The 14503-nt window shown below is 71.6% G+C and carries 13 protein-coding genes; 3 read left to right on the forward strand and 10 right to left on the reverse strand.

The window, feature by feature from the left end; translation table 11 throughout:
- Nucleotides 1–5: 5 nt before the first annotated feature.
- On the reverse strand, nucleotides 6–317 hold the full coding sequence (locus AB0G35_RS08670; protein ID WP_360945842.1) for a hypothetical protein: 312 nt from the start codon (nucleotides 315–317) through the stop codon (nucleotides 6–8).
- Nucleotides 318–1026: 709 nt separating this feature from the next.
- Here AB0G35_RS08670 and AB0G35_RS08675 point away from each other — a divergent pair.
- A complete protein-coding gene (locus tag AB0G35_RS08675; RefSeq protein WP_360945845.1) occupies nucleotides 1027–1500 on the forward strand; it encodes a hypothetical protein in 474 nt (157 codons plus the stop codon).
- 249 nt (nucleotides 1501–1749) lie between these two features.
- Here AB0G35_RS08675 and AB0G35_RS08680 read toward each other — a convergent pair whose 3' ends face one another.
- From AB0G35_RS08680 to AB0G35_RS08690, 3 genes are all read right to left on the reverse strand, one after another.
- Nucleotides 1750–3099, reverse strand: a complete 1350-nt coding sequence (locus AB0G35_RS08680; RefSeq protein ID WP_360945847.1) for a metallophosphoesterase — start codon at nucleotides 3097–3099, stop codon at nucleotides 1750–1752.
- Nucleotides 3100–3271: 172 nt separating this feature from the next.
- A complete protein-coding gene (gene gntA / locus AB0G35_RS08685) occupies nucleotides 3272–3997 on the reverse strand; it encodes a guanitoxin biosynthesis heme-dependent pre-guanitoxin N-hydroxylase GntA (protein WP_360945850.1) in 726 nt (241 codons plus the stop codon).
- Between the two features lie 433 nt (nucleotides 3998–4430).
- Nucleotides 4431–4685, reverse strand: coding sequence for a hypothetical protein (locus tag AB0G35_RS08690; protein WP_360945853.1), 255 nt, complete (start codon nucleotides 4683–4685; stop codon nucleotides 4431–4433).
- Between AB0G35_RS08690 and AB0G35_RS08695 the strand changes: the two genes are divergently transcribed.
- The gene (locus tag AB0G35_RS08695) at nucleotides 4684–6072 is read left to right on the forward strand and encodes a D-alanyl-D-alanine carboxypeptidase (protein WP_360945856.1); all 1389 of its coding nucleotides are present in this window, start codon (nucleotides 4684–4686) and stop codon (nucleotides 6070–6072) included. The two genes, AB0G35_RS08690 and AB0G35_RS08695, sit on opposite strands and share 2 nt — an antisense overlap.
- Before the next feature lie 150 nt (nucleotides 6073–6222).
- Here AB0G35_RS08695 and AB0G35_RS08700 read toward each other — a convergent pair whose 3' ends face one another.
- The 4 genes from AB0G35_RS08700 to glyA form a co-directional block, all read right to left on the reverse strand.
- Entirely contained in the window at nucleotides 6223–7146 is a 924-nt protein-coding gene (locus AB0G35_RS08700) for a YihY/virulence factor BrkB family protein (RefSeq protein WP_360945859.1), read from the reverse strand.
- 192 nt (nucleotides 7147–7338) lie between these two features.
- Nucleotides 7339–7923, reverse strand: coding sequence for a 2'-5' RNA ligase family protein (locus tag AB0G35_RS08705; protein WP_360945862.1), 585 nt, complete (start codon nucleotides 7921–7923; stop codon nucleotides 7339–7341).
- Nucleotides 7924–8105: 182 nt separating this feature from the next.
- A complete protein-coding gene (trpS, locus tag AB0G35_RS08710; protein WP_360945865.1) occupies nucleotides 8106–9119 on the reverse strand; it encodes a tryptophan--tRNA ligase in 1014 nt (337 codons plus the stop codon).
- Between the two features lie 399 nt (nucleotides 9120–9518).
- Complete coding sequence (glyA, locus tag AB0G35_RS08715) at nucleotides 9519–10865, reverse strand: serine hydroxymethyltransferase (RefSeq protein ID WP_360945868.1); 1347 nt, start codon at nucleotides 10863–10865, stop codon at nucleotides 9519–9521.
- A 340-nt stretch (nucleotides 10866–11205) separates the two neighbouring features.
- On the opposite strand from glyA, the gene rocD reads away from it, so the two are divergent.
- Nucleotides 11206–12423, forward strand: a complete 1218-nt coding sequence (gene rocD / locus AB0G35_RS08720) for an ornithine--oxo-acid transaminase (RefSeq protein WP_360945871.1) — start codon at nucleotides 11206–11208, stop codon at nucleotides 12421–12423.
- Between the two features lie 215 nt (nucleotides 12424–12638).
- Here rocD and AB0G35_RS08725 read toward each other — a convergent pair whose 3' ends face one another.
- Nucleotides 12639–13829 carry a glutathionylspermidine synthase family protein gene (locus AB0G35_RS08725; protein ID WP_360945874.1) on the reverse strand — a complete coding sequence of 397 codons (1191 nt, stop codon included), beginning with the start codon at nucleotides 13827–13829 and terminating at the stop codon, nucleotides 12639–12641.
- A 16-nt stretch (nucleotides 13830–13845) separates the two neighbouring features.
- On the reverse strand, nucleotides 13846–14250 hold the full coding sequence (locus tag AB0G35_RS08730) for a hypothetical protein (RefSeq protein ID WP_360945877.1): 405 nt from the start codon (nucleotides 14248–14250) through the stop codon (nucleotides 13846–13848).
- Nucleotides 14251–14503 lie beyond the last annotated feature (253 nt).

Here is a 14503-nt window from a genome sequence, read left to right on the forward strand (position 1 = left end):
GGTGCTCAGCCATTCATCGAGGTCTTCGTCTGGTGCTCCTGGTCCTCGTACGCGCCGCGGCTGGCTTCCGTCTTCTCGCCGAACTTGTGGATGAGGTCCTGGAGCGCGTCGATGACCTGAGACATGTACGACTGCATGTCGTCATGGGCCTTCGCGAGGTCGCCCGCTTCGAGGAAATTCACGCCGAATGCCGACTTCGGAATGCTGGTGCTGTATTTCACCTTCTGGCTGGGTTCATCCATGTCGCCTCGAAGGTGGCGGAGTTGGCGTACCACGCTGTCCAGTTCGTCGAGATCGACCCTGAAGCGCTCGCTCATTCCTTCTCCCCGTTCCCCGTCTGCCCCGGCTCGTTCCCCCACGTACCGCCCCGTGAAGCCGTCGCTAAGGGCAACATAAAGTCAATAAATACTAGGGAGTTGGGCACCTTCGATGCAAGATCGAAAGTCATGATCTGTCCGATTTAGCGCAGGATGATGCCGCACTTTGTAGAGGGGTTGTTACCTGCGGGGCGCAACCCGATCCCGGCCCTGACCGAACCCGCTTCGGCCCTCACCGAAGGTGATCACGTCCGCAGGGAGCCCAGTTCGACCACCGTGACGTCCAGGGGTGCGCGGGCGGTCCCCAGGCCTCGGCGACGCGGCGGTACGGCGGTGCAGCGGTGCAGCGGTACGGCGATACGGCAGTGCAGCGGTACGGCGATACGGCAGTGCAGGAGCCCGCGAAGGTGCCAGATGGCGGAGCTCGCGTCTTCGGTCCGCTCAGCCGGCCCCCAAGTCGTGCTACAGCCCCCATTGTTGGCGTACCTCCGATGGTGTTAGGTGTGCGTGAACGAGTGATCAAGAGGTAGAGGAGTGTCGGGTGCGTCGGGGGTCACGTAGCGCGGTCATGGGCGCCGTGTGCATATTCGCGTTGGCGTCTTGCTCTCAGGGAGGCGACAGTGCCAGTGCCGGCGGCTCGGGGGGTGGAAGCTCAGCCGGGGGTAAGGCTCCGGCTGTCGCCTTCAACCCCTCCCAGCTCAGCCAGGCGATGCCCGGCAAGCTCGGTGCTCCTCAAGGGTGGCGCGGCAGTGAGCCGGTGATCTACCAAGGCAGCGAGGCCCTGAAGTACTGCGGCTACCAGGGATTGGCTTGCTCAGGTGTGACCGCGATGGGGAACTCGCAGTATGAGCAGGCCTCCTCGGTGGCGGACTCGGGGCCGAGGCTGCGGTTCACCTTGCTCGCCTACGACGGGGTCAGCAATGCCAAAGCCGGCATGAAGGGAGTGGCCGCGTCCGCGCACAAGGAGGACGGCAAGTCGAAGGCGCTCAGCATTCAGACCGGTGCCGATGACACTGACGCCTACACCACAGGCGACTCTTCCAGTGCCGTCATGCGCGTCGGCACTGTCGTCGCTTACGTGGCAGGCGTCGACGTCACCAAGCCCGCCGACTTGCAGAAGTTCGCCCACCTTCAGGTAGAGCGCATCAAGGCCGCGGCCACTGGCAAGAATCCGGACGCCTAGCCCCTGAACCGGGGCGACGCAGGGAGCGGGCGCAGCGGGGCGACGCAGGGAGCGGGCGCAGGATGCGATGCGCTCGCTGCCTCCGCGGAAGCGACTCACCCTTGGGTCAGTCCTTTTGACGAAGACTCGCTGGCAAGTGAGAGCCTCCTTACGCATCGGGATATGGAGCGCCACGGCGAGCCCTGGAACACGCCGCCTGCCCGAAGACGATCACGCCGGCCGAGCACGCCAGCCCGGCTCGCCCGCCGATCACGCCCGCAGGGAGGCAAGTTCGACCACCGTGACGTCCGGGGGCGCGCCCAGCCGTACGGGCGGTCCCCAGGCTCCCGCGCCGCGGGTCACGTAGAGCTGGGTGTCGCCGTAGCGCTCCAGGCCCGCCACGGTCGGGTTCGTGGCCTCGGCGACGTAGGTGAAGGGCCACATCTGGCCGCCGTGGGTGTGCCCGGAGAGCTGGAGGTCGACCCCGTACCGGACGGTGTCGCGGATGGTGACCGGCTGGTGCGCCAGGAGGACGACGGCGCGGGCCGGGTCGCGGTCGCCCAGCGCCAGGTCGTAGTCGGGGCCGGCGTGTTCCGTCGTCCCGGCGAGGTCGTTGATGCCCGCGAGGTCGAAGCCGGGCAACGCGGTGCGGGCGTTCTCCAGCGGATGGATGCCCAACTCCCTTACGTGGTCCACCCATTGGGGGGCGCCCGAGTAGTACTCGTGGTTGCCCGTGACGAAGTACGCGCCGTGCCGGGCGCGCAGCTCGCGCAGGGGTTCGGCGGCCGGGCCGAGGTCGGCGACGCTGCCGTCGACCAGGTCGCCGACGACGGCGATCAGGTCCGGAGAGGTCCGGTTGATCGTCTCGACGACGCGCCGGGTGTGCGCACGGCCGAGGATCGGTCCCAGGTGGATGTCGCTGACCACGGCGATGCGGAAACCGTGCGCGGCCCGCGGCAGTTTGGCCAGCGGCACGGTCACCCGCTTCACGGACGGGCCGCGGAAGGTGGTCGCGGTCCCGTACCCGACGGCGGCCGTGGCGGCCAGGGAGGCGCCGGCGGCCACCGCCCGGGCGAGGAAGAGCCGCCGGGGCGGTGCGGGGAGCGGGGGCAGGGCGGGGGTGCGGGGCGGCAGGAGGGTGGGGGCGGAGGAGGGGGTGGGAGAGGGAGTGGGAGAAGGAGTGGGGGCGGAGGAAGGAGTGGGGGCGGAGGAAGGAGTGGGAGCTCGCGGGGCCTCGGGGGTCTCGGGCGTGAGGGTCGGGGGCGGGGCCGGGAGTGCGGCGGAGGGCGTGGTTGCCGGTGCCGCCCGCTCCCGGAGGAGCCGCAGGCCCACCGCCCGTACGACCTCGCCGGCCAGCAGCGCCAGTACGAGGTACAGCAGCAGGGCCAGCCACAGGTACCCGGGCCAGGCCAGCACCTGCTCCAGCACGAACGGGACGCCGGCCCGGCCGGCGAGGAGGGCGCCGAGGGAGAGCAGCGGAAGGACGAAGGCCGCGGCGGTGCCGGCGCGGTGGGCCCGGCTGCCGGGTGCCGTGGTGTCGCGGACCAGGCGGCACCACACGTAGCGGTGCACGCCGAAGAACAGGCCGAGGACCGGCACCGCGATCAGGGCGAAGATCACCGCGTCTCCCGAGTAGTCACCGGCCCCCGTACACACCGATCCACGGGCACGGGAATCGGCATGGGCATGGACACGCTATCGGGCGGGCGGGCGAGAACGGGGAAGCAGCGCCCAGCCGGGGGTGGGCAGGCCGCCGGACGCCCGGTCGGCCCGCCCCTCCCGCGCGCTCGGCTCAGGCCCCCGAGGGGGTCAGTTCACGGTCCCGGTCGTGTTCCCGTTCCCCGTCCCGCTCCTGGCCCGCCTCGCGGGGGACGGGGACGAACGGGCACTGCCACTCGGCGGGCTTGGGGCGGCCGGAATAGCGGCGGGCCTCGGAAAGCTCCTCGTATTCCTGCAAATTCGGATTGATATCGCCCTGCAGCTTGATGTCCTGCTTGCGTATCTTCTCCGCCAGGCGGTCCCACATTCCAGCGCCCTTGATGCGGGTGAACTGCTCGTGGGAGTTGAAGGCCAGCATCGGGAAGGGCGGCCGGCGGCCCCAGCGGCGGTGGGTCTCGTGCAGGCCGATCACGAAGAACGGGTGCCCGGCCACGCTGTACGCGAATTCCTTGGCCTGCGGGTCCGAGGCATAGCCCGGAGCCCACCGGTGGTTCTCCGCGTCCTGCTCGTGGAGGAGCTGGAGCTGCTGCCAGAGGAGTTCCTCGAAGCGCAGTTCGTCCACGCCGCGGGGTTGCTCGAAGGTGGCGATGAAACTGGTGAAGTTCCGGGCGCTCCAATCCGCCGCGCCGACGAATTCCGCGAGATCGAGCGCCATCAGCCGGGCGGCCTCCTCGCTCCCCAGCACGTCGTAGTGCCGGTGTGTGATGCCGCCTTGGCGCCAGGCCGAACGGCCCGCCAGGCAGGAGAACCGGTCTCCCAGGATGAACGCCTCGACCTCACCACGCGCGTCCGACGTCATGGTCAGCCTTCCTTCCACCTACATGCCTCCTCGACGGGAGATCATCTCCTTCACGCATCCGAAAGCACCCACCCCGCACGGGCGGCACCCGGGTCCGGGGACGGCGCACGGCAGGGCAGCCGTGACCGCACCCGGGTAGCGCCGGGTCCGCATGAGACGGGGGAAGTCGCCTGGTGATTGTGACCGGTGGAAGCGGATCTGGGAAAACCCCGCAGCAAAATTCCTCGCGACGAATCGCTCACATTCCGGGACGATTACGGCGGTTCACGGAGGGTGAGTCAGCCGCGGGCTGAACGGGGCGGGGCGACGGGGACCGGGCGGGGCGACGGGGACCGGGCCGGGCCGGGCCGGGCGGGGCGACGGGCCCTGACCGGGGCGGCGCGGACCGAGGAGCCGGCCGGCCCCCGGAAGTTCGCCGGAGCCGTCCCGTCCGCTACTTCTCCCCCGCCTCGCCGCGCCGCAGGGCCCGTACGCCACGGAACCCGATCACGCCGATTGCCGTCCCCAAGAGAAAGGACGTCACGGCCAGCAGCAGATGGACCCAGAAGTACGCCGTCGGGTCGCCGGCGTCGTTGAAGGCCAGACCGCTCCCGTCCTTGCAGAGGTTTTTGACGAAAGTGATCCAGATGAACCAGCTCCAGACCCCGAAGGCGAGCAGGAACCAGGACACGGGGCGAGAGAGCTTCATGGGTTCCAGTATGGGCAGCGGCTCCATCCGGCCGTCGGGAGGGGCACTCTTCCGTGGGGTGCTGTCGGCGACCGGGGCAAAGGGGGGTACGTTCAGCGACGTGCCGACGACCTTCAGTGCTTTCACGGCTTCCGCCCCTGCCCGCCCCTCCACGTCCCCCGGCCCGGCGGTGCGTCGCGGCCGGTCCCTGCGTGCCGCCGCCGCACTGGCCGTCTCCGGGCTGCTGGCCTCTCCCCTGCTGGCCGGCACCGCGTACGCCGACCCGAAGGACCCCAAGGCCCCCGCGCCGCCGGCCAAGATGTCGAAGATCGGCGGGGAGCGGCTGGGCACGCCCGGCGTACAGGTGCAGCTGAAGCCCGGTGCGCCGAAGCTGCCGGGGCCGGACGCGCTGACCGCCCGGTCCTGGATCGTCTCGGACGCCGCGTCCGGCAAGGTGCTGGCCGCGAAGAACGCGCACTGGCAGCTGGCGCCCGCCAGCACGCTGAAGATGCTCTTCGCGGACACCGTCATGCCGAAGTTCCCGAAGAACCAGAAGCACACGGTCAAGCCCGCCGACCTCGCGGGCATGGGTGTGGGCAGCAGCCTGGTCGGGATAAAGGAGAACCTGACCTACACGGTCCACGACCTGTGGCTCGGGGTGTTCCTGCGTTCCGGGAACGACGCGGTGCACACGCTCTCGGCGATGAACGGCGGGACGAAGGCCACCGTGAAGCAGATGCAGCAGCGCGCGAAGGAACTGAACGCCCACGACACGCATGTCGTCACGCCGGACGGTTACGACGCGCCGGGGCAGGTCTCCAGCGCGTACGACCTGAGCCTGTTCGCCCGGGCCGGGCTGCAGAACGCCGACTTCCGCGAGTACTGCTCGACCGCGAGCGCCCAGTTCCCCGGGGACAAGGGCAAGGACGGCAAGCGGGCGACGTTCGGGATCCAGAACACCAACCGCCTGCTGAGCGGGGATTACGACATGAAGCCGTATCCCGGGATCGCGGGTGTGAAGAACGGGTCGACGACCAACGCCGGGTCGACCTTCACCGGGCTGGCGCAGCGCGGCGGCCGCAAGCTGCTGGTCACGGTGATGAACCCGGAGAAGAAGGTGCACAACGAGGCCTACCGCGAGGCCGCCAAGCTGCTCGACTGGGGTTTCGCGGCGGCCGACAAGGTCGAGCCGGTCGGCCGGCTGGTCGGGCCGCGCAGCGAGGACGACGGCACCGGCGCGGTGGCCGCCCAGGGCAAGCGCCACAAGGGCGGACACGGGAGCACCCAGGCGGCGCTGGACGGCACCGGCTCGGGCGGCACCTGGACCGCGGTGGGGATCACCGGCGGTGCGGTGGTGGTGCTGGGCGCGGTGGCGCTGGTGGTGCGCCGGCGCCGCGCCGCGAAGTGAACCGGGCGGCGGCCGCACCGGACGGCGGGTGAACCGGGCGGCGGGTGAGCCGGGCAGGGGCCGCACGGGACGGCGGATGAACGGGAGGGCGGGGGCCACACGGGACGGCGACTGAGCCGGGCGGTGGGTGAACGGGAGGGCGGGGGCCCTTTAGGCGGCCTCCGCCCCCGCCTCGGCGGTTCCGGGCCCCGCCTCGCCGGGTTCCTCCGCCCGGCTCGTCCCCTCCCCCTCCCCCGCCGTCGCCGTCCACGAGGCGCAGTACACCAGCAGCTTGGCGGTGAAGTTGATCCACAGCAGCAGGGCGATCGGGGTGCCGAAGGCGCCGTACATGCTGCGTGAGGCGACGCCCTGGAGATAGCCGCTGAGCAGCAGCTTCAGCAGTTCGAAGCCGATCGCGCCGAGGAGGCCGGCGATGACCACGGCGCTGCGCGGCGGGTGGGCGCCGGGCAGTTTGGTCAGGACGTAGACGAGCAGCAGGAAGTCCGCGAGGACGGCGATGCAGAAGCCGGCGGCGGACAGCAGTACGGTGCCGATGCCGCCCTCCGCCAGGCCGAGCGCGTGCGCCGCCTTGCCGACCGCGGAGGACGCGAAGGCCGAGCAGGCGAACGAGAGCAGGGCGACCCCGCCGAGGCCCAGCAGCAGGGCGCCGTCCCGGAGCTTGCCGACGAAGAAGTTGGCGTCGTCGTCGCCCTTCTCCCATACGGCGCGCAGGCAGTCGCGCAGCGAGTCGACCCAGCCGATGCCGGTGAGCAGCAGCGCGGCACCGGCGACCAGACCGATCGTGGTGGCGTTGGCGACGAGCCCGGCGATGTCCATCTGCGCGGAGATGCCGGGGAGCTGCTCGGCGACCTTCTCCTCCAGCTTGTGCAGATCGCGGTCGCTGAGCAGGGCGGCACCGATCGCGGCGGCCACGGTGAGCAGCGGGAAGAGGGCGACGAAGCTGGTGAAGGTGATCGCGGCGGCGAGCCGGGTCCAGTGCACCTGGAGCATGCGTTCGTAGGCGCGCCAGAGGTGAGTGGTCATCAGCCAGCCGACGGCCGGCCCGACCACCGGCAGTTTCCTCAACCAGTCCACGGCATTCCCCTCGTACGGCAGCCGGTCACCCCGGTAATCCGGAACCCTAGAGTCCGACTACCCCGTAACCGCCCCGGCACCTCCGGCCGCTTCGGTGCGCCGGCCGCGAGCGGGAACGCACTCCGGTACGAGCCGGAACGCACGCGGGTACGAGCGGGAACGCGCGCCGGTCGAGCCGGAACGCGCGCGGCGTCAGCAGGAAGGGGCCGGGGGGCGGGAGAGGTCGGCGGCCTGGCGGGGGACGGCGGGGGTCTGCGGGCCGAAGGGGTACTCACGCTCCAGGCGCCAGACGGCGTCCGCGCCCTGCTGGTAGAGGGCGAACCCGGCGATCGTCCAGGTCGCGGAGAAGTCCGCGAGCTCGGCCTGGGCGCGGTCCATGGCGTCCTCGTCGATGCCGTGCGCGACCGTCACATGCGGGTGGTACGGGAACTGCAGGTCACGGGCGCACGGGCCGGAGGCGGCGCGGACCCGGGCCTGGAGGGCGGTGCAGCCGGCCGCGCCCTCGGTGACCTTCACGAAGACGACCGGGGAGAGCGGGCGGAAGGTGTCGGTGCCCTCCAGCCGGAGCGGGAAGGGGCGCGAGCCGGCCGCGACGCCGGCCAGGTGGCGCTCGATGGCGGGCAGCGCGTCGGCGTGGACCTCCGTGGGCGGGAGGAGGGTGATGTGGGTGGGGATGCCGTGTGCGGCAGGGTCCCCGAAGCCCGCGCGCTTCCGCTGGAGGAAGCTGCCGTACGGCTCCGGGACCGCGATCGAAACGCCCAGCGTTACGGTCCCCACTGCGTTCTCCCTCCTGGCGTGTGTGCGGCGCGCTCGCGCACCCTCTTAGTGTGCCGGGTGCGCACCCCGGTCGGGGAGCGTCCCCCGCCCTCGGACGGCCGGGACCTTGTGCCCCCGTGAGTGGGGCGGCGGCCCTTGCGGAGCCGCGCGACCGGCCGGGGCGGGCCGCGCGGACCGTACCGTCAGTGCTTGGCCGGCAGGAATCCGAGCCGGTCGTAGGTGGTGGCGAGGGTCTCCGCGGCGACCGAGCGGGCCTTCTCCGCGCCCTTGGCCAGCAGGGCGTCCAGCGTCTCGGGGTCGTCGAGGTATTCCCGCGTACGGTCCCGGAACGGTGTGACGAAGTCGACCATCACCTCGGCGAGATCCGTCTTGAGGGCGCCGTACATCTTGCCCTCGTAGGACTTCTCCAGGTCCGGGACGGAGGTGCCGGTGAGGGTGGAGAGGATGGTGAGGAGGTTGCTGACGCCGGGCTTGGCCTCGCGGTCGAAGCGGATCACCGTGTCGGTGTCCGTGACGGCGCTCTTGACCTTCTTCGCGGTGACCTTGGGGTCGTCGAGCAGGTCGATGATGCCCTTCGGCGAGGACGCCGACTTGCTCATCTTGATCGACGGGTCCTGAAGATCGAAGATCTTCGCCGTCTCCTTGAGGATGTACGGGTTGGGGATGGCGAAGGTGTCGCCGTAGCGGGTGTTGAAGCGGTCCGCGAGGTCGCGGGTCAGCTCCAGGTGCTGGCGCTGGTCCTCGCCGACCGGGACCTGATCGGCCTGGTAGAGGAGGATGTCGGCCACCATCAGCACGGGGTAGGTGAACAGGCCGACGGTGGTGCGGTCCGCGCCCTGCTTGGCCGACTTGTCCTTGAACTGGGTCATCCGGGAGGCCTCACCGAAGCCGGTGACGCAGTTCATGACCCAGGCGAGCTGGGCGTGCTCGGGCACATGGCTCTGGACGAAGAGCGTGCAGCGCTCCGGGTCGAGGCCGGCGGCGAGCAGCTGGGCGGCCGCGATCCGGGTGTTGCGGCGCAGTTCCGCCGGGTCCTGCGGGACGGTGATCGCATGGAGGTCGACGACCATGTAGAAGGCGTCGTGGGACTCCTGGAGGTCCACCCACTGGCGCACCGCGCCGAGGTAGTTGCCGAGGTGGAAGGAGCCGGCGGTGGGCTGGATACCGGAGAGCACACGCGGACGATCGAGAGCCATGGGATTGATTGTCTCAGGTTCCGGCGGGCGGTAGGCGTCCGGTGGACGGGGAGGGCGGGGTGGGAGGACACCGGGGGCGGGGCGGGGGCCGCGGCGTCGGGGGCGGGGCTCGTAGGGGGTGGAACGTAGGGGCCCGTACGGGGTGGCCCGTAGGGGGTGGCTTGCAGGGGCCTTACGGGGTTGCCCGCAGGGGCCCGTAGGGGGCGGCCCGCAGGGGCCCGTAGGGCAGCCCGCAGGGGCCCGTAGGGCAACCCGCAGGGACCCGTAGGGGGCTCTCGAACGCATCCCGTAGGGGACGGCGAGGCCCCCTGCGGGGCCACAACGTGCAGGTGGGGGCGGGTATTCCCGGGCGGGTGATCCCCGGGGCGGCGGGTGACCCCCGGGATCACCCGCCGGCCGTTACTCCCCGACGGCCAGGCCCGGCGCCGGGTAAGCCGCCATCAGCTCGGCGACCTCGGTGCGGACCACCGTGAGGGCGTCCTCGTCGCCCTTCGCCGCGGCCCGGACGCCGCGGTCGATCCACTCAGCGACCTGCGGCATCCGGTCCGTGCCCAGACCGCGGGAGGTGAGGGCGGGGGTGCCGATGCGGATGCCCGAGGGGTCGAAGGGCTTGCGGGGGTCGAAGGGGACGGTGTTGTAGTTGACGACGATGCCGGCCCGGTCCAGGGCCTTGGCCGCGACCTTGCCGGGGACGTCCTTCGAGGTCAGGTCGATCAGCACCAGGTGGTTGTCGGTGCCGCCGGAGACCAGGTCGTAGCCGCGGGCCAGCAGCGCCTCGGCGAGCGCCTTGGCGTTGGCGACGACGGCGTGCGCGTACTCCCGGAAGGACGGGGCGGCGGCCTCGCGCAGGGCGACCGCAATGGCGGCCGTGGTGTGGTTGTGCGGGCCGCCCTGCAGACCGGGGAAGACCGCCTTGTCGACGGCCTTGGCGTGGCTCGCCCGGGACATCAGCATCGCGCCGCGCGGCCCGCGCAGGGTCTTGTGCGTGGTGGTGGAGATGACGTCCGCGTGCGGGACGGGCGACGGGTGGGCGCCGCCCGCGACCAGCCCGGCGATGTGCGCGATGTCGGCGACGAGGACGGCGCCGACCTCGCGGGCGATCTCGCCGAACGCGGCGAAGTCGATGGTGCGCGGGACAGCCGTACCGCCGCAGAAGATGATCTTCGGGCGTTCCTTGCGGGCGAGGTCGCGCACCTCGTCGAAGTCGATGAGCGCGGTGTCGGCGCGTACGCCGTACTGGACCCCGCGGAACCACGTGCCGGTCGCGGAGACGCCCCAGCCGTGCGTGAGGTGGCCGCCCATCGGCAGCGCCATGCCGAGCACGGTGTCGCCCGGCTCGGCGAACGCGAGGTAGGCGGCGAGGTTGGCGGGCGAGCCCGAGTACGGCTGGACGTTGGCGTGTTCGACGCCGAAGACGGCCTTGGCGCGCTCGACGGCCAGGGTCTCGACGCGGTCGATGTTCTGCTGGCCTTCGTAGTAGCGACGGCCCGGGTACCCCTCGCTGTACTTGTTCTGCAGGACCGTGCCGGTGGCTTCCAGGACGGCGGCGGAGACGTAGTTCTCGCTGGGGATCAGTCGCAGCGTGTCGGCCTGGAGCTGTTCCTCGGCGCCGACCAGCGCGGCCAGTTCGGGGTCGGCGGCGCTCAGCGCGGGATGGGAGAGGGATGCGGACTGCGGGTGCGCGGACTGCGGGTGCGCGGACTGCGGGTGCGCGGACTGCGGGTGCGCGGACTGCGGAAGTGACATGGCGTCCTCCGGGGCGGTCGATCGGTGGTCCGGTCGTGGTCCCGGGGTGCCCAGGCGGGGCGACACCTCGTGGTGGTGGCCACGCAGCGCTCCCTCGGGGTCGCTTCCCCGTACGCCAGTCGCGATGCGCACCGCCGAGTCTAGACGGCCGCGCGCGGCCCGGTGCCGGGAACACCCGTTACGGGCCATGGCCCGGTGTCGGGAGCCCCCCACGAACCGGTGCCGGGAACACCCGACCGCCCCGGCGGCTTCCGGACGAACCGACTGCGGGGCAAGATAGAGGGGCATATGGGGCATCCCACTCCCTGTGTCCCGTACGGTCTACCGGAACGGAGTCACGGTGACGTCCACGGAACACGGCATCGCAGGCGCCCTCGCCGCCGCCGAAGCCCACAGCGCGCACAACTACCACCCGCTCCCCGTGGTGGTGGCGACCGCCGAGGGTGCCTGGATGACGGACGTGACGGGCCGGCGCTACCTGGACATGCTGGCCGGGTACTCCGCACTGAACTTCGGGCACGGCCACCCGCGGCTGCTGGGCGCCGCCCGCGCCCAGCTGGAACGGGTCACCCTCACCTCCCGTGCCTTCCACCACGACCGGTTCGGCGACTTCTGCACCCGGCTGGCCGAGCTGTGCGGGATGGAGCTGGTGCTGCCGATGAACACCGGCGCCGAGGCGGTGGAGACCGCACTGAAGACCGCCCGCAAGTGGGGCTACCAGGTCAAGGGCGTCCCGGACGGCCAGGCGAAGATCATCGTCGCGGACGGCAACTTCCACGGCCGGACCACCACCATCGTCTCGTTCTCCACCGACCCCGAGGCCCGCGCCGGCTTCGGCCCGTACACCCCCGGCTTCGAAATCGTCCCCTACGGCGATCTGGCAGCGATGGAAGCGGCGGTCGACGAGCGGACCGTCGCGGTGCTGCTGGAGCCGATCCAGGGCGAGGCGGGCGTACGGGTGCCGCCGCCCGGCTATCTGGCGGGCGTACGGGAGCTGACCCGGCGCCGCAACGTGCTGTTCGTCGCCGACGAGATCCAGTCCGGGCTGGGCCGCACGGGCCGGACGTTCGCCTGTGAGCACGAGGGCGTGGAGCCCGACGTGTACGTCCTCGGCAAGGCGCTGGGCGGCGGTGTGGTGCCGGTGTCGGCGGTGGTGTCCTCGCGCGAGGTGCTGGGCGTCTTCGCGCCGGGCGAGCACGGCTCGACGTTCGGCGGGAACCCGCTCGCCTGCGCGGTCGCGCTGGAGGTGATCGCGATGCTGCGGACCGGCGAATACCAGGAACGGGCAACGGAGTTGGGCGAGCACCTGCACAGCGAGCTGGGGCTGCTGGTGGCCAGCGGGGCGGTGGACGCGGTGCGCGGCCGCGGGCTGTGGGCCGGCGTGGACATCAACCCGTCCCGCGGCACCGGGCGCGCGGTCTCGGAGCAGCTGATGGACCGCGGCGTCCTGGTCAAGGACACCCACGGCGCGACGATCCGGCTCGCGCCGCCCCTGATGATCAGCAAGGAGGACCTGGACTGGGGGCTGGAACAGCTGCGGCACGTCCTGGAGGCGTGACGGGAGAGCCTGGCGGGAGGACGTGACGGGAGAGCCTGGCGGGAGGACGTGACGGGAGAGCCTGGCGGGAGGACGTGAGGGGAGAGCGTGACAGGGGGCCGGTGGGGGTGAGGTAGAGGGGCGGCGGACGTGCAGCGGGCGGCCGGCGGCGGGTGCGAGGCCCTGGCCGCTCGCTGTGCCAGGGCCTCGCCGGGCCCCGTGGCGGTCCGCCCGGCTCAGCGGATCACATGCGGCAGGAAGCGCGCGTACTCGTCCGTGACGGGCCCCGCCGACTCGCGTATCCCGAGGCCGGCCGCCTCGTCCTCGACGACCCAGGCGCCCAGCACCACCCGGTTGCCGTCGAAGTCCGGCAGCGGCGCCAACTCCTGGTAGCAGCACGGGTCGTCGGGCCCGCGCGGCACCGGCTCGCCGCCCGGCCGGTGCAGGGTGACGCCGGCGCCCTCCCGGCCCAGCAGCGGCTTGGCGGCGTAGCCGCGGGTGTGCGCCAGCTCGCGCGGCCCGTCCAGGTAGGCGGGCAGCAGGTTCGGGTGGCCGGGGTACAGCTCCCACAGGATCGCCAGCAGCGCCTTGTTGGAGAGCAGCATCTTCCAGGCGGGTTCGATCCAGAGGGTGGAGCCGGTGCCGCCGCCGTTGTCGAGGGTGTCCAGGACGTGCGGGCCGAAGTCGTCGGTGGCCAGCCACTCCCACGGATAGAGCTTGAAGCACGCCCGTATGAAGCGCAGCCGCTGGTCGACGAAGCGGCCCGAGAGCCGGTCCCAGCCGATCTCCTCCACCGGGATGGTGACCGTTTCCAGGCCCGCCTGCTGGGCCGTTTCCTCCAGGTAGGCGGCGGTCATCAGGTCCTCGCCGAGCTCGTCGCCCGCGGAGTGCGCGAAGTGCACCGGGGCGCCGGGCGGCAGCAGCGGGGCCTGCCGCTTCCAGGCGGCGACCAGCCGCTCGTGCAGCGAGTTCCACTGGTCGGCGCCGGGGAAACGGTCCTCCATCCAGAACCACTGGGGGCTGGCGGCCTCGACCAGCGAGGTCGGCGTATCGGCGTTGTACTCCAGCATCTTGGCCGGGCCGGTGCCGTCGTAGTGGAGGTCGAACCGGCCGTAGAGCGAGGGGAGTTCGTCGCGCCGGCGCCAGGACTCGGCGACCAGCGCGGCCAGCCGGGGGTCGGTGATCCCGAGGTCGGCGAAGCGGTCGCGGGTGACGATGTGCTCGGCGGCGGCCAGGCACATGCCGTGCAGCTCCTCGACGACCTCCTCCAGCGCCTCGACCTCCGGGAGGGTGAAGGCGTAGTAGGCGCTCTCGTCCCAGTAGGGGCGCAGCGAGTCGTCCGGGTAACGGGTGAGCGGGTAGATCAGGCCCTGCGCCTCGACGGTCTGCTGCCAGTCGGGGCGGGGCTCGATGGTGTGGCGTTCCATGCCGTGCGGTGTCCGCTCAGCCGCCGAAGGAGCCGTGCCGGCCGGAGCCGCCGTGCCCGCCGGAGCAGCCGAAGCCGCCGCGGTTGACGGCGGTGGTCCGGCTGAAGGTGCCGTTGTCGGCGTACTTGCCGCCGCCGTTGTCCGGGTCGTAGTACCACTGCGCGTCGACCGCGCGCTTGCCGCGGCCCGACGTGCCGGAACCGGCGCCGCCGGTGCCCGAGCTGCCGGTGGACGAGCCGCCGCCCGCCGAGCAGTTCTTGGCGTCCACGACGCGGTAGCCCTTGACGACGTCGTAGCTGTTGCGGTCGACGCAGCGCTTGTCCGGGTCGGAGCCGCAGGACGTCAGGGCGGCGGCCAGGGCGCCCATACCGCCCAGGATCACCGTGCTCGACCGCAGCCGTCGGCGTGCTTTCTCGGCCATCTTCTGGAACCCCCGTGTACGGACATCTGTGTGAACGGGGAGCAAGCTTAGGGGCACCCGGCACGGCGCCGGACCGCCCCTTCGGACGGCCCGGCGCTGTGCGGTGGATGAGTGAGCGGATATGGATCGGAGTGGACGGTTATCGGTGGCCGGTCATCGGTGGCCGGTCATCGGTGGACGGCTGTCGGTGGACGGCTGTCGGTGGACGGCTGTCGGAGGCCGGTCATCGGTGGACAGCCGCCCATGGACGGTC

The sequence above is a fragment of the Streptomyces sp. NPDC021749 genome, assembly GCF_040640655.1.
Lineage (GTDB): Bacteria > Actinomycetota > Actinomycetes > Streptomycetales > Streptomycetaceae > Streptomyces.

Bases quoted from the DNA above. Each gene is read 5' to 3' on its own strand.
- AB0G35_RS08670 (WP_360945842.1), bottom strand. From the start codon at position 317: ATGAGCGAGCGCTTCAGGGTCGATCTCGACGAACTGGACAGCGTGGTA.
- AB0G35_RS08675 (WP_360945845.1), top strand. From the start codon at position 1,027: ATGCCCGGCAAGCTCGGTGCTCCTCAAGGGTGGCGCGGCAGTGAGCCG.
- gntA (WP_360945850.1), bottom strand. From the start codon at position 3,997: ATGACGTCGGACGCGCGTGGTGAGGTCGAGGCGTTCATCCTGGGAGAC.
- AB0G35_RS08695 (WP_360945856.1), top strand. From the start codon at position 4,684: ATGGGTTCCAGTATGGGCAGCGGCTCCATCCGGCCGTCGGGAGGGGCA.
- AB0G35_RS08690 (WP_360945853.1), bottom strand. From the start codon at position 4,685: ATGAAGCTCTCTCGCCCCGTGTCCTGGTTCCTGCTCGCCTTCGGGGTC.
- trpS (WP_360945865.1), bottom strand. From the start codon at position 9,119: ATGGCTCTCGATCGTCCGCGTGTGCTCTCCGGTATCCAGCCCACCGCC.
- glyA (WP_360945868.1), bottom strand. From the start codon at position 10,865: ATGTCACTTCCGCAGTCCGCGCACCCGCAGTCCGCGCACCCGCAGTCC.
- AB0G35_RS08725 (WP_360945874.1), bottom strand. From the start codon at position 13,829: ATGGAACGCCACACCATCGAGCCCCGCCCCGACTGGCAGCAGACCGTC.
- AB0G35_RS08730 (WP_360945877.1), bottom strand. From the start codon at position 14,250: ATGGCCGAGAAAGCACGCCGACGGCTGCGGTCGAGCACGGTGATCCTG.